Origin of the sequence: Magnetospirillum moscoviense (assembly GCF_001650635.1) — a bacterium.
Taxonomy (GTDB): Bacteria; Pseudomonadota; Alphaproteobacteria; order Rhodospirillales; family Magnetospirillaceae; genus Magnetospirillum; species Magnetospirillum moscoviense.
On sequence record NZ_LWQU01000131.1, the window covers coordinates 23,032 to 45,796 of the forward strand.

The 22,765-nt window shown below is 66.6% G+C and carries 22 protein-coding genes, 1 tRNA gene and 1 pseudogene; 14 read left to right on the forward strand and 10 right to left on the reverse strand.

Annotated elements, in window-relative coordinates; all coding sequences use genetic code 11:
* Positions 1-25: 25 nt before the first annotated feature.
* On the reverse strand, positions 26-946 hold the full coding sequence (meaB, locus tag A6A05_RS09010; RefSeq protein WP_068499574.1) for a methylmalonyl Co-A mutase-associated GTPase MeaB: 921 nt from the start codon (positions 944-946) through the stop codon (positions 26-28).
* A 65-nt stretch (positions 947-1,011) separates the two neighbouring features.
* On the opposite strand from meaB, the gene A6A05_RS09015 reads away from it, so the two are divergent.
* On the forward strand, positions 1,012-1,485 hold the full coding sequence (locus A6A05_RS09015) for a disulfide bond formation protein B (RefSeq protein ID WP_068499623.1): 474 nt from the start codon (positions 1,012-1,014) through the stop codon (positions 1,483-1,485).
* The gene (locus A6A05_RS09020; protein ID WP_068499576.1) at positions 1,482-2,030 is read left to right on the forward strand and encodes a demethoxyubiquinone hydroxylase family protein; all 549 of its coding nucleotides are present in this window, start codon (positions 1,482-1,484) and stop codon (positions 2,028-2,030) included. Before A6A05_RS09015 ends, A6A05_RS09020 begins: the two co-directional genes overlap by 4 nt.
* A 357-nt stretch (positions 2,031-2,387) precedes the next feature.
* Here the strand turns inward: A6A05_RS09020 and A6A05_RS09025 are convergent, their stop codons facing one another.
* Complete coding sequence (locus A6A05_RS09025) at positions 2,388-3,395, reverse strand: M48 family metallopeptidase (RefSeq protein ID WP_068499577.1); 1,008 nt, start codon at positions 3,393-3,395, stop codon at positions 2,388-2,390.
* Entirely contained in the window at positions 3,395-4,450 is a 1,056-nt protein-coding gene (locus A6A05_RS09030; RefSeq protein ID WP_172822245.1) for a DUF898 family protein, read from the reverse strand. The genes A6A05_RS09025 and A6A05_RS09030 overlap by 1 nt, the downstream gene beginning before the upstream one ends.
* Before the next feature lie 94 nt (positions 4,451-4,544).
* On the opposite strand from A6A05_RS09030, the gene A6A05_RS09035 reads away from it, so the two are divergent.
* The 4 genes from A6A05_RS09035 to A6A05_RS09050 are packed head-to-tail and all read left to right on the forward strand — an operon-like array spanning position 4,545 to position 7,625.
* Positions 4,545-5,585: an MDR family oxidoreductase gene (locus A6A05_RS09035; RefSeq protein ID WP_172822247.1), complete on the forward strand. Its 1,041-nt coding sequence runs from the start codon at positions 4,545-4,547 to the stop codon at positions 5,583-5,585.
* Positions 5,586-5,641: 56 nt separating this feature from the next.
* Positions 5,642-6,559 carry a protein-methionine-sulfoxide reductase catalytic subunit MsrP gene (msrP, locus tag A6A05_RS09040; protein ID WP_068499581.1) on the forward strand — a complete coding sequence of 306 codons (918 nt, stop codon included), beginning with the start codon at positions 5,642-5,644 and terminating at the stop codon, positions 6,557-6,559.
* Positions 6,559-7,161, forward strand: coding sequence for a protein-methionine-sulfoxide reductase heme-binding subunit MsrQ (locus tag A6A05_RS09045; RefSeq protein ID WP_068499584.1), 603 nt, complete (start codon positions 6,559-6,561; stop codon positions 7,159-7,161). The genes msrP and A6A05_RS09045 overlap by 1 nt, the downstream gene beginning before the upstream one ends.
* Positions 7,158-7,625 carry a hypothetical protein gene (locus A6A05_RS09050; protein WP_068499587.1) on the forward strand — a complete coding sequence of 156 codons (468 nt, stop codon included), beginning with the start codon at positions 7,158-7,160 and terminating at the stop codon, positions 7,623-7,625. Before A6A05_RS09045 ends, A6A05_RS09050 begins: the two co-directional genes overlap by 4 nt.
* Here A6A05_RS09050 and A6A05_RS09055 read toward each other — a convergent pair.
* The 5 genes from A6A05_RS09055 to A6A05_RS09075 all read right to left on the reverse strand — a co-directional run bounded on the left by A6A05_RS09055 (position 7,607) and on the right by A6A05_RS09075 (position 13,771).
* A complete protein-coding gene (locus A6A05_RS09055) occupies positions 7,607-8,941 on the reverse strand; it encodes a leucyl aminopeptidase family protein (RefSeq protein ID WP_068499589.1) in 1,335 nt (444 codons plus the stop codon). The two genes, A6A05_RS09050 and A6A05_RS09055, sit on opposite strands and share 19 nt — an antisense overlap.
* Complete coding sequence (locus A6A05_RS09060) at positions 8,942-10,435, reverse strand: leucyl aminopeptidase (RefSeq protein WP_068499628.1); 1,494 nt, start codon at positions 10,433-10,435, stop codon at positions 8,942-8,944. It abuts the gene before it with no gap.
* A gap of 73 nt (positions 10,436-10,508) precedes the next feature.
* Positions 10,509-10,796: a N(2)-fixation sustaining protein CowN gene (gene cowN, locus A6A05_RS09065; protein ID WP_068499591.1), complete on the reverse strand. Its 288-nt coding sequence runs from the start codon at positions 10,794-10,796 to the stop codon at positions 10,509-10,511.
* A 15-nt stretch (positions 10,797-10,811) separates the two neighbouring features.
* Positions 10,812-11,819 carry a lysylphosphatidylglycerol synthase transmembrane domain-containing protein gene (locus A6A05_RS09070; protein ID WP_068499594.1) on the reverse strand — a complete coding sequence of 336 codons (1,008 nt, stop codon included), beginning with the start codon at positions 11,817-11,819 and terminating at the stop codon, positions 10,812-10,814.
* 155 nt (positions 11,820-11,974) lie between these two features.
* Positions 11,975-13,771, reverse strand: a complete 1,797-nt coding sequence (locus A6A05_RS09075; protein WP_068499596.1) for a PHA/PHB synthase family protein — start codon at positions 13,769-13,771, stop codon at positions 11,975-11,977.
* A gap of 205 nt (positions 13,772-13,976) precedes the next feature.
* On the opposite strand from A6A05_RS09075, the gene A6A05_RS09080 reads away from it, so the two are divergent.
* Together A6A05_RS09080 and A6A05_RS09085 are read left to right on the forward strand one after the other, a co-directional pair.
* The gene (locus A6A05_RS09080; protein WP_068499598.1) at positions 13,977-15,137 is read left to right on the forward strand and encodes an OmpA family protein; all 1,161 of its coding nucleotides are present in this window, start codon (positions 13,977-13,979) and stop codon (positions 15,135-15,137) included.
* Entirely contained in the window at positions 15,134-15,436 is a 303-nt protein-coding gene (locus tag A6A05_RS09085; protein WP_068499600.1) for a DUF2293 domain-containing protein, read from the forward strand. The genes A6A05_RS09080 and A6A05_RS09085 overlap by 4 nt, the downstream gene beginning before the upstream one ends.
* On the opposite strand, the gene A6A05_RS09090 is transcribed toward A6A05_RS09085, so the two are convergent.
* Positions 15,427-15,891, reverse strand: coding sequence for a hypothetical protein (locus A6A05_RS09090; protein ID WP_068499602.1), 465 nt, complete (start codon positions 15,889-15,891; stop codon positions 15,427-15,429). The two genes, A6A05_RS09085 and A6A05_RS09090, sit on opposite strands and share 10 nt — an antisense overlap.
* Before the next feature lie 154 nt (positions 15,892-16,045).
* Here A6A05_RS09090 and A6A05_RS09095 point away from each other — a divergent pair, with 154 nt between their 5' ends.
* The 5 genes from A6A05_RS09095 (at position 16,046) to A6A05_RS09115 (ending at position 21,479) form a co-directional block, all read left to right on the forward strand.
* Positions 16,046-17,275 carry an LL-diaminopimelate aminotransferase gene (locus tag A6A05_RS09095; protein ID WP_068499630.1) on the forward strand — a complete coding sequence of 410 codons (1,230 nt, stop codon included), beginning with the start codon at positions 16,046-16,048 and terminating at the stop codon, positions 17,273-17,275.
* Positions 17,275-18,567, forward strand: coding sequence for a homoserine dehydrogenase (locus tag A6A05_RS09100; RefSeq protein ID WP_068499604.1), 1,293 nt, complete (start codon positions 17,275-17,277; stop codon positions 18,565-18,567). Before A6A05_RS09095 ends, A6A05_RS09100 begins: the two co-directional genes overlap by 1 nt.
* 14 nt (positions 18,568-18,581) lie before the next feature.
* Entirely contained in the window at positions 18,582-19,568 is a 987-nt protein-coding gene (gene glpX, locus A6A05_RS09105) for a class II fructose-bisphosphatase (RefSeq protein WP_068499631.1), read from the forward strand.
* Complete coding sequence (gene recJ / locus A6A05_RS09110; protein WP_068499606.1) at positions 19,565-21,337, forward strand: single-stranded-DNA-specific exonuclease RecJ; 1,773 nt, start codon at positions 19,565-19,567, stop codon at positions 21,335-21,337. The genes glpX and recJ overlap by 4 nt, the downstream gene beginning before the upstream one ends.
* Positions 21,338-21,403: 66 nt before the next feature.
* Positions 21,404-21,479 (forward strand) — tRNA-Glu (locus A6A05_RS09115).
* A 202-nt stretch (positions 21,480-21,681) separates the two neighbouring features.
* Here A6A05_RS09115 and A6A05_RS20795 read toward each other — a convergent pair.
* The gene (locus A6A05_RS20795) at positions 21,682-22,035 is read right to left on the reverse strand and encodes a hypothetical protein (RefSeq protein WP_156520981.1); all 354 of its coding nucleotides are present in this window, start codon (positions 22,033-22,035) and stop codon (positions 21,682-21,684) included.
* Positions 22,036-22,144: 109 nt separating this feature from the next.
* Between A6A05_RS20795 and A6A05_RS09125 the strand changes: the two are divergent.
* Positions 22,145-22,765, forward strand: a pseudogene (locus A6A05_RS09125) (IS5 family transposase); the annotation flags it as partial.

The window sequence follows — 22,765 nt, forward strand, 5'->3', positions numbered from 1 at the left end:
ATGGGAATGTCAACAACCGGGCGATTTACGCACAGCCAAGGCGAGTGTTGACGGTCGCCAGTCGCGAGAACGGAGATTCCCCCGGCGGCAGGCTCAGGTCGCCGGCCCGGCGGATTCCCTCGCGGCCCCAGCGTTCGCGGACCGCCTCGCACAGCCAAAGCGCGGCCTGGCCGTGGCGGGCATCGACCAGACGGCCGCTTCCCTCCAGGAAGGCCCGATGGTCGTCGATGGCGGCGATCAACTGGTCCAGGCCGTCCTGGCGCAGCGACGATACCATCAGCACTGGCACGGTCCAGCCGTCGGCCCCATCGGCGCCGCCCAGCGACAGCGCGCCCAGCACATCCGAGCGGGCACGTTGTGCCGCCTGCTCCATGTCGGCCTTGGTGACCACCACCACATGGGGGATTTCGGCGATGCCGGCCTTCATGAATTGCAGCGAATCGCCCGATCCCGGCTGGACGCAGAACAGCACGGTATCGGCGACGCCAGCCACGTCGGTCTCGCTTTGGCCGACGCCGACGGTCTCGATCAGCACGATGTCGTAAAGGGCGCGCATCAGCACCATCGCCGACACCGTCAGCCCGGCCAGGCCGCCCAGCCGGTCGCGCGCCGCCATCGAGCGAACGAAGATGCCCTGATCCTCGGGGTCGGTGGACAGCCGCGTGCGGTCGCCCAGAAGCGCTCCGCCCGAACGGCGCGACGACGGATCGACGGCGATGCAGGCGACGCGGCGGCCGGATTTGCGCCAGCCGCCGATCAGGGCGTTCATCAGGGTCGATTTGCCGACGCCGGGCGGCCCGGTCATGCCGACCACATGGGCGGTGGGCGCCTGGTAGGCCTGGTCAAGCAGCGCCACGGTTTCGGGGGCGTCGGGGTGGCGCTCGATCTCGGCCAGGGCGCGGGCCAGCGCCGCTTTGCCGCCGGCTTTCAGGGTGTCTAGGTCCATGGCGGCGATTGTCCATGGACCGGCGAGTGTGGTCAAGACCAGCCGCCTTTGCTATGGTCGCCGCCATGAAAAATGCTGCCCGTCTTCCCCTGTTCGTCCTGGCGGTTTCAGTCGCCGCTTTGGCTTTCGCCCTGACTGCCGAATACGGTTTCGGCCTGAAACCGTGCGTGTTGTGCCTGGTGCAACGGGTGCCATTCGTCCTGGCCGGTCTGGCCGCAGGGCTGGTGCTGGCCTTGCCGCGCCTGGGGCGATGGGTGATGCCGCTGGTGGTTCTGACCTTCCTGGTCAATTCCGGCATCGCCGTTTATCACGTCGGCGTCGAACAGAAATGGTGGGCGTCGTCTTGTTCCGGCTCGGCCGGCCAGGCGCTCGACGTCACCGACCTGGCGGCGATGATGAGCAAACCCGCCGAGGCCCAGTGCGACGAGCCGGCCTGGCAATGGCACGGCATCACCATGGCGGCGCTGAACGTGCCGTTCTCGGCGGGGCTGGGCTTGATGGTGCTGGCGGCGCTGCTGCGGCGAAAGGATGGACGATGAAGACGGCGGAACGGCGTATTCCCGGCGATCCCACCAAGGACCAGCTGATCGACCGCTTCCTGCGGGTCAACCAGGCCGGCGAGTTGGGGGCGGTGCGCATCTATCAGGGCCAGCGGGCGGTTCTGGGCAAGGGCCGTCACGGTCCGCTTCTGGCCCATATGGCGGCGCAGGAACAGCATCACCTCGACACCTTCAACCGGCTGATCGGCGAGCGCCGCACCCGGCCGACCGTGCTGGCGCCGTTGTGGCATGTCGCCGGCTTCGTCCTGGGCGCCGGCACCGCGCTGTTGGGCGACCGGGCCGCCATGGCCTGCACGGTGGCGGTCGAGGAGACCATTGATGCCCATTACGCCGAACAGGCGGCGCAGTTGGGCGAGGACGAGGCGCCGCTGAAGGCGACCATCGAACAGTTCCGCGCCGAGGAACTGGAGCACCGCGATATCGGCCTGGCTAACGAGGCCGAGCAGGCGCCCGGCTATCCGCTCCTGTCCACGGCCATCAAGACCGGCTGCCGGATCGCCATCTGGCTGTCCGAGCGGATTTAGCCGGCTCGAGAAAAGAACGTCATTCCCGCGCCGGCGGGAATCCATGCCTCCGCCACTCGATATCTTCCGGCAAGGTCGTCATCTCGCCCCACGATGGACCCCCACCTGCGCGGGGGTGACGGCAAGAGAGAGGCTGAGGCGAATTTTTCCTCGAGCCTGCAAGCCTGGGCAATGTCGAAAGCAAGCCGGCCGCCTGATGGGGGGATTGGCAGCCGGCCCTGCTTACGCTGATCAAGCGGCGGCCCGGCCTAAAGGGAATCTCCTGGGATACGGGAGTGGAGATGCCGGCATTACGCACAAATCGCTGCTTCCAAAGTATAGTAATCTATACGAACGAAGCAGAACAGTGGAATCGGTTCACTTTTGCCCGCCGCACATCCCCTTCAGCGCTTGCCACTGGGCGGGGCCGAGCGCCGGGCGGTAGGCGCGCCCGGCCTGGCGATCGGCCAGGAAGGCGGCGGCCCGGGCCGACGAATCCGGATGGGACGACAGGAATTCCGGCACGTTCCCCTCGATCTTTTCCAGCATCTCGAAGGTGCGGGCCATGCCGATGGGGTCGATGTCGGCCCGGTTCAGCAGGGCCAGGGCTTGGGCGTCGGCCTCGGTCTCGTCGTCGCGGGAATAGGTGAAGCCCAGCAGCGAACCGGCGGCGGTTCCCACGATGCCCGAGGCGTCGCCGACCACGATGGCGGCCAGGGCGCCGACTCCGATGGCCCGAACCGAGGCGGCCAGCGCGTCGCGGCGCCGGACATGGCCGATCTCATGGGCCAGCACCCCGGCCAGTTGCTCTGGCGTGTCGAGCTTGTCCACCAGGCCGCGCAGGATAAGAATGGTTCCGCCCGGCAGGGTGATGGCGTTGACCATCGGCGAATCGACCACCATCACCCGGCGCGGCCTTGTTTGATCCGATCCGTTGACCCGGCTGGTCAGGGACCACAAGGCGGCGCCGCCCTCGGGGCCGGTGCAGGCCGGCCAGGCCTTGAGGATCTGGAAATGGAGGGAATCGCCCATAGCGATCTCGGCTTCCATCGGCACATGGCGGGCGGCAAATCGGGCCAGGGGCGGAATCGCCAGCCAGATCAGGACGATCAGGGCCGGGGCCGCCGCCAACAGGGCCACCAGCCGCCAGGGCTTGTCTGTCCGGCGGGACGGGCGGGGAAGGCGGCGGCTCAAGTCCTCGGGATCGTCGATGGTCAAGGTGGCGTCGGCGCATAGGAAAGCGGCGCCGTCTCTTTCGATCTCGGCCAGCGGCCAGTGGGCCAGCGCCGAGCCGTCCAGGGCGGCGATGGTCAGGACGCGCTCGCCGATTTCGACCCGGACCTCGTGGGCCAGGGCGACGCGGCCGTCGCAAAAGCGCCCGCGCATCAAAAGGCGCCGATTCCGTCGAACACCTCGACGATGCCTTCGGCCGAGCCGGCTGCGGCCGCGTCGGACCGGGTGATGCGGGCGAAGTCGGGCTCGCCCGCGATCTCCAGATGGGCGGCGGCGAAGCGGAAGAGGCGCAATCCGGTCAGCGGCGCCAGGATGCCGAACGACAAGATGATCAGGGCGAAATTGCCCAGGAACAGCCCGATCAGGCCCCACGAGCCGACCGGGAAGGAAAAGGCCTGGCCGGTCAGGCTGGTCGATTGGGCCAGGTGGCGATAAAAGCCGGCCCGGTACCAGGCGATGGGGAAGGCCATCAGCACCAGCAGCAAGATCATGGCGAGAAACGTTATTCCGCTGGCCTGGGCGGCCGGATCGGCGCCGCTCATCTGGGCCGCGCCGACAGCCGCCACGACCAGAAAGATCGGCAGCGGCAGCGCCAGCACGAAGCAGGCCATCAGCACCAGGAAACGCTTGTACAACGGCCCCGCGCGCAATGTGCACTCCAGCCGGGTGTCGCCGATGCGGGTGTTGGACATCATGGCGCGGGCCAACTTGGCCTGGAACCATGGCACGGCCAGGCCCAGGGAAAGCACGCTGCACACGCCGGAAGCCAGGAACAGCAGGCCATAGCGCCAGGAATCGCCATCCAGGCCGCAGGCGATGCCGCGCCAGCGGGTGCGCGACAATTGGTAGCGCTTGGCTCGGTACAGGCCGGCCCCCAGCAGGAACACGCCCAGGGCGTAAAGGCCTGCGAAGCCGAGCCCGGCCACGGCCGGCTGGGTCAACACGATCATCTGCAGCAGGCCATAGGCCACCGCCATGGGCAGGAAGACGAACAGCAGCACCAGCAGGAAGCCGACGAACAATTCCCGCCCGGTGCCGGTATAGGTCAGCGGATCGCCGAAGGCCAGGGTGGTCGACCACAAATGGCGGCGCACCCGGGTCTTGCCCCAGAAGCGCCACAGGGTCAGCGTCACCAAGTTCAGCAGCGCGTTGACCAGGGCCAGACGCAGCACCGGGCCGGTGTTCGAGGTTTGTTGGAAAGGATGCACGGCCTGCCCCCCGCAAGCGTTGAAGTCGGCGTAGAGTATTCCTCTTGCGGTATGGAATCCACCGGCAGTCTGGGCTGTGGCCTGGAAATCTGGTATGACCACAAGGTGCCCCTTCCGCACGAGGAGACAGACGTTGAGCGACTTCACCGCCCTGATGCTGCATGAAACCGACGGCAAGGTGACGCCGTCGATCCGCCGTCTCGCCGATGCCGACCTGCCGGCCGGCGACGTCACCGTGCGGGTGGAATGGAGCACGCTGAACTATAAGGACGGCCTGATCCTGGGCGGATTGGGCCGATTGGTGCGGACCTATCCGCACATCCCCGGCATCGATTTCGCCGGCATCGTCGAGACGTCGGACAATCCGGCCTATCAGCCGGGCGACAAGGTGGTGCTGACCGGCTGGCGGGTCGGCGAGATCCATTGGGGCGGCTATGGCCAGAAAGCCCGGGTCAAGGCCGAATGGCTGGTGCCGCTGCCCGACGGTCTGTCCACCCGCCAGGCCATGGCGCTGGGCACCGCCGGACTGACCGCCATGCTGGCGATCATGGCCCTGGAAGATCACGGCCTGTCACCCGAGGTTGACGGCGAGGTGCTGGTGACCGGCGCCGCCGGCGGCCTGGGCAGCGTCGCTACCGTGTTGCTGGCCCGCAAGGGCTATCACGTGGCGGCCTCGACCGGGCGGGCCAGCCAGCACGATTATCTGAAGGGTTTGGGCGCCACCACCCTGATCGACCGCGCCGAGCTGTCGGGCGGCGCCGCCAAGCCGCTGCTGGCCGAACGCTGGGCGGCTTGCGTCGACAGTGTCGGCGGCCCGACCCTGGCCGCCGTGCTGGCCGGCATGAAGATGCGGGCGCCGGTGGCGTCGTGCGGCAATGCCGGCGGAATCGAGCTGGCGACCACCGTACTGCCCTTCCTGCTGCGCGGAATCAATCTCTTGGGCATCGACAGCGCCCAGTGCCCGACGGCCCGGCGCCTGGCCGCCTGGTCCCGCCTGGCCGCCGAGATGCCCTTGACCCTGCTGGACCAACTGACCACCGAGGCCAAGCTGGCCGACCTGCCCGAACTGGGCGCGCGGATCCTGAAGGGCGACATCCGCGGTCGGGTGGTGGTGAACGTCGCCGCCGGGGCGTAACCTTTTTTCCGGCGCGGGCGAACCCATCTTCACACCAGTCCGATGGAGTTCGCCCGATGCTGATCCGCCGCCCCGGCCTTAAGGAATCCCAGGTCACCGATCACCGTGCCTATCTGAACCGCCGGCTGTTCCTGGCGGCTGGCGCGGCGTCGCTGCTGCCCGGCCCGGCGCTGGCCTTGAATCTGGCCGGCTATCAGAAGGGCGAGGCCCCGGCCGGCGAGAAGCCGACCCCCCTCGAGGCGGTCACCACCTACAACAATTTCTATGAATTCGGCACCGACAAGGACGAGCCGGCGCGGAACGCCCCCGGGCGCTTGAAGGTCAGGCCGTGGGAGGTGGTGGTCGAGGGCGAATGCGCCAAGCCCGGCCGGTTGGCGCTGGACGACATCGTCAAGCCGCACCGGCTGGAGGAACGCATCTATCGGATGCGCTGCGTCGAGGGCTGGTCGATGGTCATCCCGTGGCTGGGCGTGCCGCTGGGCGCGGTGCTGGCCCGGTTCGAACCCACCCTCAAGGCCAAGTACGTTCACTTCACCACCCTGGCCGACCCCGAGCAGATGCCCGGCATCCGCTCGCGCGTGCTGGACTGGCCCTATGTCGAGGGCTTGCGGCTGGACGAGGCGATGCATCCCCTGACCCTGCTGGCGGTCGGCCTGTACGGCGCCGAATTGCCGGCCCAGAACGGCGCGCCGCTGCGGCTGGTGGTGCCGTGGAAATACGGCTTCAAATCCATCAAGTCGATTGTCGCCATCCGCTTCACCGAGACGCAGCCGCGCTCGAGCTGGATGAAGGCCAACCCGCGCGAATATGGTTTTTATTCGAACGTCAACCCGGCGGTCGATCATCCGCGCTGGAGCCAGGCGACCGAGCGGCGCATCGGCGAGTTCCGCCGCCGCGACACCTTGATGTTCAACGGCTATGGCGATCAGGTGGCCGGGCTTTATGCCGGCATGGACCTCAAGGCCAATTTCTGATGAAAGCGCCCTTCAAACCCTTGGTGTTCGCCCTCGGTCTGCTGCCCGTGGCCTGGCTGGCCGGCCGCTTCTGGCTGGACGATCTGGGGGTCAACCCCATCGAGACCGTCAACCGCTTCCTGGGTGACTGGGCCTTGCGCTTCCTGCTGATCGCCCTGGCGGTGACGCCGGTGCGCCAATGGACCCATTGGGCGCCCTTGGCCCGATTGCGCCGCATGCTGGGGCTTTACGCCTTCTTCTATGTCTGCCTGCACATGGCCTCCTATATCGGGCTCGACCTGTTCTTCGACTGGCAGACCTTATGGAAGGACGTGCTCAAGCGGCGCTACATCACGCTGGGCATGATCTGTTTCGTGCTGCTGGTGCCGCTGGCGGCGACCTCGACCGATGCCATGGTGCGCTGGATGGGCGGCAAGCGCTGGCGGATGCTGCATAAATTGGTCTATCCGGCCGGCTGCCTGGGCGTGGTTCATTTCTGGATGATGGTCAAGGCCGATATCCGCGAGCCCTTGATCTACGCCCTGGTATTGGCGGTGCTGCTGGGCTGGCGCGCGGTCAAGGCCTTTCGCCAAAACCCGGCTGGGGTCATACTGGGGCGATGATCCGCATTCTTGTTCTTCTCGCCATCATGGTTTTCTCGGCCCAGCCGGTCCTGGCCCAGGTCAAGGTCAAGCGCTGCCTGTCGGAAGCCGAGATCAAGACCGAGCAACTGGTCCGGCACGGCATCTTCCTGCGCGAATCCGGCAATCGCTGCGACGAATACAATCCCGGCACCGCCAAGATGTGGAAGGATTTCGACGCCAATGTCGGCACCCGCTTCGCCCAGCAGACCGCCAAGCGCAAGAAGATGTTCGAACGCGAGTTCAAGACCAAGGCCCTTGAGGTGATGACCTATTTCGACGGCCGTCTGGTGACCTATTACCGCCATTATCCGCTGGGCATCGCCTATTGCGGCAATATCGAGAAGCTGTTGAAGGACGTCACCAAGAAGGGTTGGAACGCCTTCACCGTCCAGGCCGAGACCATCCAGAACGAGGTGCGCGGCGACTACAAGGTCTGCAAGTAATCCTGCGCCAGGGCGGCGAACAGCCGCACGCCGAAGCCGGTCGCGCCCCTGGGGGAATAGTCCGCGTCCTCGGGCGTTTCCGAGGTGCCGGCGATGTCCAGATGGGCCCAGGCCAGACCGGGCGGCACGAATTTCTGCAGGAAGCGGGCGGCGTCGTCATTGTCGGGCAGCGCGCCCCAGCCGCAATTCTTCCAATCGGCGATGTCGGATTTCAGGTGCTCGTCGCAGGCCGCCGACAGCGGCAGCCGCCACAAAGGCTCGGCCTCGCGCCGGCCCAGCTCCACCAGCTTCCGGGCCAGCCGGTCGCTGGCGGTATAGAGGCCGGCATGATGAAGCCCCAGCACCCGGACCACTGCCCCGGTCAGGGTGGCGGCATCGACCATCAGGCCGGGGTTCAGATTGGCCGCCGCCCATGACAGCGCGTCGGCCAGCACCAATCGGCCCTCGGCGTCGGTGTCGACCACCTCGACGGTCAGGCCCTTGTGCGAGGTGATGACGTCGCCGGGCCGAAGCGCGTTGCTGCCCGGCATGTTCTCGGCCACCGCCAGCACGCCGACCACCGGAACCGGGTCTTTGCGTCCGGCGATGGCGGCGATGGCGCCCAGCACCGCCGCCGCGCCGGCCATGTCGCCCTTCATCTCTTCCATGCCCTGGGCCGGCTTGATGGAAATGCCGCCGGCATCGAAGGTGATGGCCTTGCCGACCAGCACCAGCGGCTTGGCGTCGCGGCCGTCGCCGGGCCAGCGCAGCACCACCAGCCGGGGCGGTTGGTGGCCGGCGCGGCCGACGGCGGCCAGCAGGTTCAGTCCGTGGGCCTGGGGCTCCAGCACTTCGACGGTGACGCCCAGGGCCTCCAGCAGGCGGGCGCGCTCGGTCAATGGCTCCGGCGCCAGCATGTTGCCGGGTTCGGTCACCAGATCGCGGGCCAGCAACACGCCGCGCGCCACCGCTTCCAGGCGGTCGAACTCGGCCTGGGCGGCGGCGGGGTCGGCGGTGACGACCACGACATGGTTGGGATGGGGCAGGGGGGCTGTTTCGTCGGGGCGGGTGCGGTACTTGGTCAGTTGCGGCGCCGCGCGAAGCCGCAGCCCAAAGGCGAACCCGGCCGCCTGGTCGGGGGCAAGGTCCAGATCGATGGCGACGGGTGACGGACAGCCGGCCAGCAGCGGCGCCAGACGGGCGCCGTCCAGGCGGGAATCGTCAGAGGTCTTCACGGTGATGGTGAAGGGTTGGGCGGCGGCGAAAATCTCGGTCTTCGCCGCCGCCCGAACGTGTGCGGCGGCGGCGGGCGCCGTCGCCGCGAAAGCGATCCTCACCTATTTGTCTTCGTAATGGTCGGCCACCAATTGGTCGAGCAACCGCACCCCGAAGGCCGAGGCACCCTTGGGGCAGGTGGCGCTGTCCTTCTTGGTCCAGGCGGTGCCGGCGATGTCGATATGGGCCCAGGGGGTGTCGGCGACGAAGCGCTTGAGGAACTGGGCGGCGGTGATCGAGCCGCCCTCGCGGCCGCCGACATTCTTCATGTCGGCGATGTCGGACTTCAGCTGCTTGTCATAGGCATCGCCCAGCGGCAGGCGCCACACCGGCTCGCCCACCTTGCCGCCGGCGGCGGTGATGCGCTCGGCCAGCTTGTCCTGGCTGGCGAACAGGCCGGCATATTCGTTGCCCAGCGCGATGATGATCGCCCCGGTCAGGGTGGCGAGGTCGATCATCGCCGCGGGCTTGAAGCGTTCCTTGGCGTACCACAGGGCATCGCACAGGACCAGGCGGCCCTCGGCGTCGGTGTTGATCACCTCGATGGTCTGGCCTGACATCGAAGTCACCACGTCGCCCGGCCGCTGGGCAGTGCCCGACGGCATGTTCTCAACCAGACCGACGATGCCGACGACGTTAGCCTTGGCCTTGCGCCCAGCCAGCGCCTTCATGGCGCCGATCACCGCGCCGGCGCCGGCCATGTCCCACTTCATTTCTTCCATGCCGCCGGCCGGCTTGATCGAGATGCCGCCGGAATCGAAGCACACCCCCTTGCCGATCAAGGCCAGCGGGGCGGCGGTGGCATCCTTGGCGCCCTGCCAGCGCATCACCACCAGCTGGCTTTCGCGGTCCGAGCCTTGGCCGACGCCCAACAGCGCCCCCATGCCCAGCTTCCTCATCTGCTTCTCGCCCAGCACCTCGACCTCGACGCCCAGGGCGGACAGCTTGCGGCATTCGTCGGCCAGGCTTTCGGGGTGGATGACGTTGGCCGGCTCGGACACCACGTCGCGGGTCAGGAACACGCCGTCGGCCAGCGCGTCCATGGGGGCGAAAGCGGCCTTGGCGCCCGACGCGGCGGTCAGCACCGTCACCTTCTTGATGGACGGCTTGTCGTCCTTCTTTTCCTTGGTGAAGTACTTGCCGAAGCGATAGCCGCGCAGGCGCGCTCCGAAGGCCGCCTGGGCGGCGAAGGATTCGGGCGACATCTTGAGGCCGGGGATGTCGTCGCAGGCAATCGCCAGGTTGGGGTCGCCCGAGGTCAGCACGGCGGCCAGGCCGGTGCCGCCAAAGGATTGCGCGGCTTGGGAATCGATGGATTCAGCCTTGCCCAGGCCGACCAGCACCACCCGGCCCAGTCCGCTGTCGGCGGGCGCCAGGATGGTCAGGGTCTGGTCCTTCTTGCCGGTGAACTTGGCGGCGGCGACGGCACGGGCGATGCCGCCGGCGGCCAGATCGTCGATCGCCTTGGCCGAGCCGGTCAGCCCCTTGCCTTCCAGGACACCGACCACCAGGGCGCCTTCGGACGGCAGTTGCGGCTTGGCGAAGCTGATCTTCATGGGCAGGAATCCTTGCATTGGGCGAGAAAAGGGTCTTCCCAATGTAGCGATCCTGGCGGGGAAGAAAAGAGGCTTAGAAACACTCTTCCTCGAGCAGGCGCAGGGCCGCCAGGGCGGCTTCGTCGTCATGGTCCTCGAACAATTCGACCATGTAATAGACGTGGGAATGCAGCAGCAGCAGCTTGTCGGCCAGCGGGCGTTCGGCGGCCTCGGCCTGGCTCAGGCGCTGCTCGAAGCGCTGCCAGAACGGGTTGGTCAGGGCCGGATCGTCGAGATAACGCCGCAAATGGCGCAGCACCGCCCCCATGTTGCCCTCGAAGTCGATCGAGGTGAAGCTGGTGTAGCGGGCAAGGTCGGCCATGGCGGATCCGGATTGTTACGGCAAGGGTGGGGCGGGGCTGCGCACGCCGGGATCTTCGTCGGTGGCGGCGGCTTCGTCGGCCAACTCCTCGGCCTCGATCCTGCGTCCGCCCGACAACAGGAATACCAGCCCGCCGGGCAGAGCCGTCAGCATGGTGAGGATGCCGAACAAGATCGACAGCACCAGCGCCTCGTCGCCGGCGATTCCGACGAAGCCGAAGGCGGTGACCATGGCCGTCTCGCGCAGGCCCCAGCCGGCGATCGAGATCGGCAAGGTCATGACCAGCAGCACCGGCGGCACCAGCACCAGGCAATCCAGCACGTGGACATCCATGCCCAGGCCTTCCGCCAGCATGTAGACCACCAGCGAGATGTTGGCGTTGCCGGCCAGGCCGACCAGCACGCAGGTCAGGCTCCAGCCCGGATGGAAGAACAGCTTGCGGGTGTCGCTGGCCAGATGGACCAGCCCGCGCACCAGCCGCCAGCGATGCAGCGATTCCGGCAGCTTGTCCAACGAGGCCAGCACCAAGATGCCGATCACGCACACCGCCAGCAGTACCGGGAACATGGTGCCGCCCGGCAGATTGGGGACGCGCGACATTAAGATCGGCTGGGTCAGGCACACCAGCAGGACCAGCGAGAACACGGTGACGGCGCGTTCCAGCATCACCGAATTGATGGCGGTGGCCAGCGACAGCCCGCCCTTGCGGGCGAACCACATGCGGACGGCGTCGCCGCCGACGGCGCCCGGCAGTACGATCGAAAAGAACACACCGATATAAAAGACGCTGATGGTCTTGGTCCAGCCGAACACCGCGTCCAGCGATCGCAGCACCAGACCCCACCGCACGCCGCCCAGACCGATCTGCACCAGCATAAACACCACGGCCAAGCCGGCCAGTTGCGGGTCGATGGCCTTGGCCTTGGCCCAAGCTGACGGCAGATCGACCTTCGAGAGGACCCAGGTGATCAGGCCAACGGAGATTCCGCCCTTGATGATCCAGGGAAGCCAGCGCTTGATCATGAAAACGAAGCCGTGCGACGTGGGATGAGGGCGCCTCTTTAACACAAAGAGGTCGGTATGAATACCATCGATCAGAATAGGAACCGCCCCCTGCGGGGGCTGGGCGATCCTGAAAGAAAACGCCCCGGCCGGGAATGCCGGCCGGGGCGGCTTTGTTAAACGGCGCGCGCCTTGACGTAGGCGCCGGGCGCCGGTTCGATGGCTTTAAGCTTGCCGTCGCCGGGCTTCCTGGCCGGCACCTGCTTGACCCCCTTGGTCGCCCAGCCGTGCCAGTCCGGCCACCACGAGCCTTCTTCCTGCTTGGCGCTGGCCAGCCAGGTGTCGGGGCCCTTCGGCTTCTTGGTGTTGGTCCAATAGCAATATTTGTTGGCGGCCGGCGGGTTGACCACGCCGGCGATGTGGCCCGACGCCGCCAGCACGAACTTGACCGTTCCGCCGGTGCGCTGGGTCAGGGAATAGGTGCTTTTCCAAGGCGCGATGTGGTCCTCGCGGGTCGACAGCATGTAGATCGGCGTCTTGATCGTCGAAAGGTCGATGGCGACGCCGTCCAGGGTGATGCCGCCCGGCTCGACCAGCTTGTTCTGCTGGTACATCTTGCGCAGATAGAAGCTGTGCATCGCCGCCGGCATGCGGGTGGAATCGGAATTCCAGTACAGCAGATCGAACGGGAAGGGGTCCTTGCCCAAAAGGTAATTGTTGACCACGAACGACCAGATCAGGTCGTTGGCGCGCAGCATGTTGAAGGTCATCGCCATGTCGCGGCCGTCAAGATAGCCGTGCTCGCTCATTTTCTCTTCCAGGCTGGTCAGCTGTTCCTCGTCGATGAAGACGCCCAGCTCGCCCGGTTCGGCGAAGTCGGTCATGGTGGTGAACAAGGTGGCGCTGGCGATGGAATCCTTCCCCTTGGCCGCCAGATAGGCCAGGGTGCACACCGTCAGCGTGCCGCCCAGGCAATAGCCCACCGCGTTCACCTGCTTCTGGCCGGTGGCCTTTTCGATGGCGTCGATGGCGGCCAGCGGGCCTTCCAGCATGTAGTCGGCGAAGCCCTTGGCGGCCAAGTGCTCGTCGGGGTTGACCCACGAGATGACGAACACCGTGTGGCCCTGGTCGACCGCCCACTTGATGAAGCTGTTCTTGGGGCGCAGGTCCAGGATGTAGAACTTGTTGATCCATGGCGGCACCACCAGCAGCGGCCGCTCGGCGACGGTCTCGGTGGTGGGGTCGTACTGGACCAACTGCATCAGGTCGTTCTGGAAGACCACCTTGCCCGGCGTCACGGCGATGTTCTCGCCGACCTTGAAGGCGTCGTAATCGGTCATCTTGATGGACAGCTTGCCCTTGCCGCGTTCCAGATCGTCCAGCAGGTTGTTCAGGCCCTTGACCAGGTTCTCGCCGCCGGTCTCGACGGTGGCGCGCAGCACCTCGGGGTTGGTCAGCACGAAGTTCGACGGTGCCATCGCATCGACGAACTGGCGGGTGTAGAAGTCGACCTTCTGGGCGGTGTGTCCGTCCATGCCCTCGACCCCATCGACCAGGCCGTGCAGGTAGCGGGCCGACAGCAGATAGGACTGCTTGATGAAGTCGAACACCTCGTTGTCCTGCCACATCTCGTCCTTGAAGCGGCGGTCGGCCGCGTCGGGGGTGGCGATCGGCTCCGAGGTCTCTCCCATCAGGCGGCGCGCGGTGCTTTGCCACAGCGCCATGTAATCGTTCCACAAGGACAGGTTGGCTTCGACCAGGCGGGCCGGGTCGGACATCATCCGGGTGGTCATCTCCAGGAAGGCGTTACCGATGTTCAAGGGGTCCAAAGATCCGTTGCCCTTGGGTTCGGCGGTCTGACGTTGCAGGAAATCGGCGACCAAACGCTGGCTGCGCTCGGCGATGCCGGTCATCGCCTGCGATAGTTCCGCCGGGTCGATCATCTTGATCTCGGTACCCTTATCATCAGCCATTGGAAACCCTCGCCACTATTGCACCGGGCCAAGCCACCCAGAGGGGTTGCCGGCGGGGAGGTGCGAAAGGCCGAGCCTCGGCCCGTCCTTTGAATTCCCCCCATAGCCCTATATACTTTCGATCGCCGGCCTGTTAAACGTGAACTTGACGGATTTGGTGGTCATTCAAAGATTTTTTTGTGACGTCAGGGGTGGTGGTCGAGCCATGAAGGGTCGCGTGAAGATGGATTGGCGCCGCTGCGCCAGGCGCGTGCTGACGCAAGTCTTTGGTGTCGGGGCGGTAACTCTGTTGTCGGCCTGCTCGTCGGTTCCCGATGCCGTCAATCCGGTTGAATGGTACAAGGGCGCCAGCGACCTGATCACCGGGCGCGAGCGTCCCGAGGTGGCCAGCCCGGCCTCGAACGCCAAGGGCTACCCGGATGTCAACACCGTGCCGCAGCGCACCTCGGACACCCGCAAGGACCTTCCCAAGGGCCTGGTCGCCGACCGCTCCAACGCCAAGTATGCCGATCCGGTCCCGCGTGAGGTCGCGCCGACCAAGCCGTTGGCCAAGCGCACGCCCGCGCCGGCGGACACCCAGGTCGCCAACTCGGCGCAGGGTGTGGTGCCGCCCAAGCCGGCGGTCCAGGCCAGCCCGTTGCCGGATTCTGGAACCCAGGTGGCCCAGGCGGCCGAGCAGCCTCGGCTGTCGCCCGACCGCCGTCAGCCGACCGCCCGCGGCGAATTGGGCCCCGACGCGCCGCCCGCCAGCATGAACATGCAGCCGCCCGCCCGCGCCGATGTGCCCGAGCAGGTGCCGATGCCCGGCGGCCGCAAGATGAAGCCGATTCAAGAGCAGTTCCAGAAGCGTCTGGCGGAATCCGCCCAGACCAGCGTCTATCCCGGCATGGTCGATATGCCGCGCCCGGCCTCGGCTGGCGGCGCCTATGCCGACGACGCCCCGATTCATTTGGTTCCGCCCACCGGCCGTCGTGGCGGCAGCAGCGGCGGCGGCAAGGGCCTTGCGGCGCCGGCCCCGGCTCCGGCTCCGGCGGCGTCCTTCCAGGTGGCGTCGCTCGACTTCACCGGGGCGTCGGCCAAGCTGTCCTCGGCCGACCGGGCCGCCATCGCCGAGGTCGCTCGGCTTTACAAGCAGACCGGTGGCGTGGTCCGGGTGATCGGGTTCGCGCCGACGCCGGAATTCTCGGCCGGTGACGCCGTCCACCAGTTGATGGGCGGGTTGGATGCCTCGAATGATCGCGCCGTCGCCGTCGCCCGCGAATTGTCGCGCCGTGGCGTGCCGGCCAGCAAGATCATGGTGGCCGCCGATCCCAGCTATGCCAGCATGGGCGGTGCCGGGGCCCAGGTCTATCTCGACGTGATTTGACGGCGGGGCGCGACCGGATCGCCGGGGCGCTGGATCGTCTGGCCCGGCATGTGCCGGCCTTCGAGCGCATGGCGATTCTTGATCACGCCATGGATTCGCCGGGTCTAAGCAAGGCCTCGCCCGAGGCGGCGGCCTGGCTGTCGATGGTGGCGACCATCCGCCATCTCCACACCGATTACGATGGCCTGCTGGCCGACTTCTATGACCCGGACGCCGCCCGTTGGGCCGTCGCCCCGGCCATCGACGACATCCTGGCCGCCTGGGGATGCCGCAGGCGGGTGTCGGACGATCAGCGGTGATTCACTTCTGATTCCACTCGATCCAGCACGGACATGATCGCCTGGGTCTGTTCGGCCGACAGGGAGGCATGAGTTGGCAGGAATTCCGCCAGTCGATGGCGGCCGGCTCGGCCGCGCAATTCGCCGTCGTCGCCGCGAACCACCAGATCGCGGATCAACTCGGCAGCGGTGTCGTGGCAGTCGCCGCAGCGTTCGGCGTATAGCGGCGGCGTCGCCAACTGGGCGGCCAGCATGATGCGGAACGAGGCGATTTCGTCGGGGCCGTAGCCGCCATTATGGATGGTCAACAATTCGGCCAAGTCTCGGCCCGAAGCGCGACCAATCAGGTGCCCGTCGATCTCGATCAGGGACCGGCGGGCGAACGGTCCGGCATGGCCGTGGCAGCCGCCGCACTGTCGGTCCCACAATTGGTGAAGGTCGCCACCCCATGCCGGGGAAAGGCCAAAGGCGGCCATTGCGGAAACCAATACAATGCGTAAGCTTGCAGCCATGTCTTTTGCCCAATTCAAGCGGCCGGGGCGCCCAAAAAGCGCGTGATTATTCCCCCTGTGCACGCTAGATATAGTGCCTTGCCTGCGCACTGGCGCAGTCTGTCACGAGATGGATGCCATGAGCAACGACCAGGAATTCCACCGGATCAAGCGGCTTCCGCCTTACGTCTTCGCCGAGGTCAACGCCATGAAGGCGCGCGCCCGCGCCGCCGGCGAGGACATCATCGATTTCGGCATGGGCAATCCGGACCAGCCGACGCCGCCCCACATCGTCGAGAAGCTGGTCGAGGCCGCCCGCAATCCCCGCGCGCACCGCTATTCCATGAGCCGCGGCATCCCCGGCCTCAGGAAGGCCTTGTCGGCCTATTACGCCCGGCGCTTCGCCGTCGATATCGATCCCGAGACCGAATGCATCGTCACCCTGGGCTCGAAGGAAGGCCTGGCCAATTTGGCCAACGCCATCACCAGCCCCGGCGACATCGTGCTGGTGCCCAATCCCAGCTATCCGATCCATCCTTACGGCTTCATCATCGCCGGCGGTTCGTGCCGCTATGTGCCGGTCACGCCTGACGCCGAGTTCCTGAAGGCGCTGGATCGCGCCGTGCGCCATTCGGTGCCCAAGCCGATCGCCCTGGTGTTGAACTATCCCAGCAATCCCACCGCCCTGCTGGCCGATCTGGATTTCTATGGCCAGGTCGTCGATTTCTGCCGCCATCATGGCATCTGGATCCTGTCGGACCTGGCCTATTCGGAAATCTATTTCGACGTGGCGCCGCCGCCCTCGATCCTGGAAGTGCCGGGCGCCAAGGACATTGCGGTCGAATTCACCTCGATGAGCAAGACCTACAACATGCCGGGCTGGCGCATCGGCTTCGCCGCCGGCAACAAGAAGCTGATCGCCGCCCTGGCCCGCATCAAGTCGTACCTGGATTACGGCGCCTTCACGCCGATCCAGGTGGCGGCGGCCGCCGCCCTGAACGGGCCGCAGGATTGCGTCGAGGATATCCGCCAGATGTACAAGGCGCGGCGCGACGTCATCATCGAGGGCCTGGCCGCCGCCGGCTGGGACGTGCCCAGCCCGCCGGCCACCATGTTCGCCTGGGCGCCGATCCCCAAGGCCTTCGCCCATCTGGGTTCGCTGGAATTCTCGAAGCTGTTGATGCGGGAAGCCCAGGTGGCGGTGGCTCCGGGCATCGGCTTCGGCGAATATGGCGACGGCCATGTCCGCATCGGGCTTGTGGAAAACACCCAGCGCACCCGGCAGGCGGTGCGTAACATCAAGACCTTCCTGGGCCAGTACGATAAGGTCTTGGAAGATTCCGAAAAGAAACGCGCGGGAACCTGCTGATGAAAACCTTGAAGATTGCCGTGGCTGGCCTGGGCACCGTCGGTGCCGGCCTGGTCAAGCTGTTGTCGGACAATGCCGAGATCATCGCGCTTCGCGCCGGGCGGCGGATCGAGGTGGTGGCGGTGTCGGCCCGCGACCGCAGCCGCGATCGCGGCGTGGCGATCCCGGCCTCGGTGGCATGGTACGACGACGCCGCCAAGATGGCCGACGAGGCCGAGTGCGACGTGGTGGTCGAGGTGATCGGCGGCTCGGACGGCATTGCCCGCCAGGTGGTCGAGAACGCCATCGCCAAGGGCCGCCACGTGGTCACCGCCAACAAGGCGCTCTTGGCCCATCATGGGGCGGCGCTGGCCCGGGCGGCCGAGGACAAGGGCGTCTTGCTGGCCTTCGAGGCGGCGGTGGCCGGCGGTATCCCGATCATCAAGGCGCTGAAGGAAGGCCTGGCCGGCAACGTCATAAGCCAGGTCACCGGCATCTTGAACGGCACCTGCAACTATATCCTGACCACCATGCGCGAAACCGGGCGGGACTTCGCCGACGTGCTGGGCGAGGCGCAGGCGCTGGGCTATGCCGAGGCCGATCCCAGCTTCGACATCGACGGCATCGACGCCGCCCACAAGCTGTCGATCCTGACAAGCCTGGCCTTCGGGACTCCGGTCGATTTCGCCTCGGTCCATGTCGAGGGCATCCGCCACGTTTCCGCCGACGACATCCGCTTCGCCGATCTGCTGGGCTATCGCATCAAGCTGTTGGGCATCGCCCGGATGACCGATCACGGCATCGAGCAGCGGGTCCATCCGTGCATGGTGCCGGTCAAGACGCCGATCGCCACCGTCGATGGGGTGTTCAACGCCGTGGTCGCGGAAGGCAATTTCGTCGGTCGCTCGATCTATGAAGGGCGCGGTGCCGGCGCTGGTCCGACCGCCTCGGCAGTGGCCGGCGACATCATCGACATCGCGCGCGGCAGCCGGGTGCCGGCCTTCGGCGTGCCGGCCGCCGCCCTCAAGGCGCAAGGGGTGGCCTCGATCGACCGCCGGGTCGGCGCCTATTACATGCGCCTGTCGGTGGTCGACCGCCCGGGCGTGCTGGCCGAAGTCGCCGCCACCTTGCGCGACGAGGGCGTCTCGGTCGAACAAATGATCCAGCCGGCCCGCTCGCCCGCCGACAGCGTGCCGATGGTGATGACCTTGCACGACACCGAAGAGGCGGCGATGAACCGTGCCGTGGCCCGGATTTCCGCTCTCGACGCCGTGCTGGAACAGCCTCGCATCATCCGTATCGAAGCCCTTTGATGAACGAGCCCGCGATGCCCAACCGCCTTTTCGTCCCGCCACCGCGCGCGCTTGACCGCAACCTTGCCCTGGAAGTGGTGCGCGTCACCGAGGCCAGCGCCCTTGCCGCCGCCCGCTGGGTTGGGCGCGGTGAAGAGCGCGCCGCCGACCAGGCCGCCGCCGAGGCGATGCGTGAGGCGCTGAACAGCCTGTCCATGGACGGCAACGTCGTCAATGGCGAGGGCGAGGAATGCTCGGGCAAGGTCGGCACCGGCACCGGACCCAGGCTCGACATCGTACTGACCGCCATCGAGGGCGCCACCATCTGCGCCAAGGCCGGCCATAACGCGCTGTCGGTGGTGGCCGCCACCGAGCAGGGCTCGTTCTTGCAGGTTCCCAGCGGCGTCTATATGGAAAAGATCGCCGCCGGTCCGGATGTGCCCGAAGGCGTGCTGGATCTGGACCTGCCGGCCGAGGTGATGGTCGCCCGCGTCGCCGAGGCCAAGGGCGTGCCGGTATCGTCCTTGACCGTGTGCATGCTGGATCGGCCGCGCCACACCGACATGCTGGGCCGCATCTACGAAGCCGGAGCCCGCGTCGTGCTGATCGAGGCCGGCGACGTGTCGGGGGCCATCGCCACCGGCCTGCCGGAAACCGGCATCGACCTTTACATGGGCTCGGGCGGTGCCGCCCAGGGCGTGCTGGCCGCTGCCGGCCTGAAATGCCTGGGCGGGCGCATGCAGTGCCGCTTGCTGCTCAGGAACGAGGAAGAGCGCGGCCGGGCGCGTCGTGCCGGCTTCACCGATCTGGCGCGCAAGTTCGACCTGGACGACATGGTCAAGGGCCATGTGATGTTCGCCGCCACCGGCATCACCAGCGGTCACATCCTGGACGGTGTGACCCTGTTCGACGGCGGGGCGGTCAGCCATTCGCTGGTCATGCGCTCGGCCACCGGCACGGTGCGCAAGATGACGGCGCGGCACGACTTCAAGCGCCACATCCTGCTGCATCAGGACCCATGACCACCGGCCCCGCCTTCCTGGGGGTTGAACGGTCGCTGACCGGTCGGCGCTGGCAGGAAAGCGGGGGTGATTCGCGTCTGGCCCTGACGTTCTCCCAACGCCTGGGACTGCCGGAAGTGGTGGGGCGGGTGTTGGCGGCCCGGGGCGTCGGTCTGGCCGACGCCGAAAACTTCCTGGCGCCCACCCTGCGCGCCTTGCTGCCCGATCCCTTCCATCTGAAGGACATGGACAAGGCGGCCCGGCGCATCGCCCGCGCGGTGCAGGGCGGCGAAGCCATTGGCATCTTCGGCGATTACGACGTCGACGGCGCCACCTCGTCGGCGCTGCTGGCCCGGTTCCTGCGCGCGGCCGGCGCCACGGTCCAGGTACACATCCCCGACCGCATCGCCGAGGGCTACGGCCCCAACCTGCCGGCCCTGCTGTGTTTGAAGGATGCCGGTGTGGGGGTGGTGGTGACGGTCGATTGCGGCACCACCGCCTACGAGCCGCTGAAGGGCGCCGCCGAGGCCGGCCTGGACGTGGTGGTGGTCGATCATCACGAGGCCGAGCCCGACCTGCCCGCGGCTTTCGCGGTGGTCAATCCCAACCGCGTCGACGAGGACAGCCCGCACGGCCATCTGGCGGCGGTCGGCGTGACCTTCCTGCTGGTGGTGGCGGTCAACCGGGTGCTGAAGGATTCTGGCTGGTACCAGGGGCGCGCCATGCCCGACCCCCTGCAATGGCTGGACGTCGTGGCGTTGGGCACGGTGTGCGACGTGGTGCCGCTGAAGGGCGTCAACCGCGCCCTGGTGACGCAAGGCCTGAAGGTGATGGCCAAGCGGGCCAACGTCGGCCTGACGGCGTTGTCCGACATCGCCGGCATCCGCGAGCGACCGGACGCCTATCACCTGGGCTATGTGCTGGGGCCGCGCGTCAATGCCGGCGGCCGGGTCGGCGAGGCGCCGTTGGGCCATACTCTGCTGGCCTGCGACGCCCCCTTGGAGGCGGCGGAAATGGCCCGGCGTCTGGACGGCTATAACCGCGAGCGCCAAGAGATCGAGGCCGCCGTGCTGCTGGAAGCCATCGAGCAGGTGGAGGGCCGTCCCGACGACGGGCTGCCGCTGCTGGTGGCGGCCGGCGAGAACTGGCATCCCGGCGTCATCGGCATCGTCGCCGGCCGTCTGAAGGAACGCTATGCCCGCCCGGCCTGCGTGATCGCGCTGGAAGGCGGCGAGGGCAAGGGCTCGGGCCGTTCGGTGGCCGGTTTGGACCTGGGAGCGGCGATCATCGCCGCCCGCCAGGCCGGCATCTTGAAGGCCGGCGGCGGCCACGCCATGGCGGCCGGCTTCACCGTGGCGCGCGAACGCCTGGACGATTTCAAGACCTTCCTGGCCGAGCGCCTGCAGGCCCAGTTGACCGGCGAATTGGTGCCGGTGCTGGAGCTGGACGGCGCCCTGGATTGCGCCGGCTGCACGGTGGATCTGATCGAGACCTTGAAGCAGATCGGTCCGTTCGGGGCGGGCAATGCCGAGCCGCGCTTCGCGGTGTCGGCGGCTCGTATCGTCAAGGCCGACGTGGTGGGCCAAGGCCATGTGCGACTGATCCTGGTCGGGCAGGGCGGCCAACGCCTGAAGGCCATTGCGTTTCGCGCCGCCGACAGCGACATGGGGCTGGCGCTGCTGCGTTCGGCCGGCCAGACCTTCCATTTGGCTGGGACTCTTCGGGCTGATTCGTGGCAAGGAACCACCTCGGTCCAGCTGGTGGTCGATGACGCCGCGCCGGCCCGGTGATTTTTTCCCAAAAGCCACTTGATTTCCCCCCCCACCCCCTGTATCTAGACGCCCTCACCTCGCGACGTCCCCATCGTCTAGAGGCCTAGGACACCGCCCTTTCACGGCGGCGACAGGGGTTCGAATCCCCTTGGGGACGCCACGCGATTTCAATGACTTAGCAAGATTTGAAATCTTCCGTCTTCCGTATTTCTTCCGTCTTCGTCGATGGAAAGGAGTGGATTGCGGTGGATAGCGCATGGCTGGAATGTTTCCGCCGTGGGCATGGTTCGTATCAGTTCACCCGCTCCCCCGGCCCTGGCTGATCCCGGAGCAGTTCCTCGGCGGCAAAATTCCAATCCGAACTATCTTTTACTCACTTGGTGGAACTGGACATTTTGTTCACGGCCATAAAGGCGGCGGGCAAGGTAAGTTACGTTTTCGGCCAGATAACGCTCAAGTTCCTCAGATGTGACCAATCCATCTTCATCACCAAACGGCTTCTTGTCGGCAGTTCCAGAGGCGCCTAGCAGGAAATGCTTGGTAAACAGCCCATGAGATTTGTCCTGCTCCCATGATGCCATCTGATCGGCAGCACCCGCTGAAATGACGGTGACGTTCGTAGGGACCTTCGGCACCTTGGGCAGAATGTTGATTGGCGAAGCATTTGGAATGACCGTGCCAGATGGGCTGATTCCTGAAAAGCATGCCTCAAGCACGACTGTAATTTTATCGGAGGGGATTTTGGCTAAGAGCCCGTCCGGAAGGTTCTTGAGTCCGATGAATCAGTTGTGATTCCATAGCTCTCCAGACGAATCGGGGGGCAGCATGTGGACGAAGGAGAACCGGCGGGTCTATGAGCGGCGCGGCCTCCGCTATCCCAGCGACTTGACGGATGAAGAATGGGCGCTGGTGGAACCGTTGATTCCCCCGGCGAAACGTGGAGGCCGCCAGCGGACGGTCAACATCCGCGAGGTGTTGAACGGCGTTTTCTACGTGCTGATGACCGGGTGCCAGTGGCGGGCGCTGCCGACAGACCTGCCGCCCAAGAGTACGGTGCATGAATATCTCGGGCTGTGGGAGTGGGATGGCACCCTGGCCCGCCTCCATCACGTGCTGTTCGTCGCGGTACGGGAGTTGGCTGGCAAGGAAGCCAGCCCGACAGCGGCGATCATCGACAGTCAGAGCGTCAAAGGCGCGGAAAAAGGGGGGCGCGGATCGACCCGTCGGGCTACGACGCGGGCAAAAAGGTCAAAGGCAAGAAGCGGCACATCGTCGTCGATACGCTCGGCCTGATCCTGGCGGCCCACATCCAGCCCGCCGATGTCCAGGACCGAGACGGCGCGTTGCCGGTGCTCAAGGAGGTCCGCCGCCTGTTTCCGTTCATCGTGCGGATCTTCGCCGATGGCGGTTACCAGGGCGCGGCCACGGCAGCGGCGGTGCGCGAAC

Coding starts and splice junctions, on each gene's coding strand:
- meaB (WP_068499574.1), bottom strand. CDS start 946: ATGGACCTAGACACCCTGAAAGCCGGCGGCAAAGCGGCGCTGGCCCGC.
- A6A05_RS09060 (WP_068499628.1), bottom strand. CDS start 10,435: ATGAAGATCAGCTTCGCCAAGCCGCAACTGCCGTCCGAAGGCGCCCTG.
- A6A05_RS09100 (WP_068499604.1), top strand. CDS start 17,275: ATGAAAACCTTGAAGATTGCCGTGGCTGGCCTGGGCACCGTCGGTGCC.
- A6A05_RS09080 (WP_068499598.1), top strand. CDS start 13,977: ATGAAGGGTCGCGTGAAGATGGATTGGCGCCGCTGCGCCAGGCGCGTG.
- A6A05_RS09025 (WP_068499577.1), bottom strand. CDS start 3,395: ATGCGCGGGCGCTTTTGCGACGGCCGCGTCGCCCTGGCCCACGAGGTC.
- msrP (WP_068499581.1), top strand. CDS start 5,642: ATGCTGATCCGCCGCCCCGGCCTTAAGGAATCCCAGGTCACCGATCAC.
- cowN (WP_068499591.1), bottom strand. CDS start 10,796: ATGGCCGACCTTGCCCGCTACACCAGCTTCACCTCGATCGACTTCGAG.
- A6A05_RS09050 (WP_068499587.1), top strand. CDS start 7,158: ATGATCCGCATTCTTGTTCTTCTCGCCATCATGGTTTTCTCGGCCCAG.
- recJ (WP_068499606.1), top strand. CDS start 19,565: ATGACCACCGGCCCCGCCTTCCTGGGGGTTGAACGGTCGCTGACCGGT.
- A6A05_RS09045 (WP_068499584.1), top strand. CDS start 6,559: ATGAAAGCGCCCTTCAAACCCTTGGTGTTCGCCCTCGGTCTGCTGCCC.
- A6A05_RS09015 (WP_068499623.1), top strand. CDS start 1,012: ATGAAAAATGCTGCCCGTCTTCCCCTGTTCGTCCTGGCGGTTTCAGTC.
- A6A05_RS09090 (WP_068499602.1), bottom strand. CDS start 15,891: ATGGCCGCCTTTGGCCTTTCCCCGGCATGGGGTGGCGACCTTCACCAA.
- A6A05_RS09075 (WP_068499596.1), bottom strand. CDS start 13,771: ATGGCTGATGATAAGGGTACCGAGATCAAGATGATCGACCCGGCGGAA.
- glpX (WP_068499631.1), top strand. CDS start 18,582: ATGCCCAACCGCCTTTTCGTCCCGCCACCGCGCGCGCTTGACCGCAAC.
- A6A05_RS09095 (WP_068499630.1), top strand. CDS start 16,046: ATGAGCAACGACCAGGAATTCCACCGGATCAAGCGGCTTCCGCCTTAC.
- A6A05_RS09020 (WP_068499576.1), top strand. CDS start 1,482: ATGAAGACGGCGGAACGGCGTATTCCCGGCGATCCCACCAAGGACCAG.
- A6A05_RS09035 (WP_172822247.1), top strand. CDS start 4,545: ATGACCACAAGGTGCCCCTTCCGCACGAGGAGACAGACGTTGAGCGAC.
- A6A05_RS09070 (WP_068499594.1), bottom strand. CDS start 11,819: ATGATCAAGCGCTGGCTTCCCTGGATCATCAAGGGCGGAATCTCCGTT.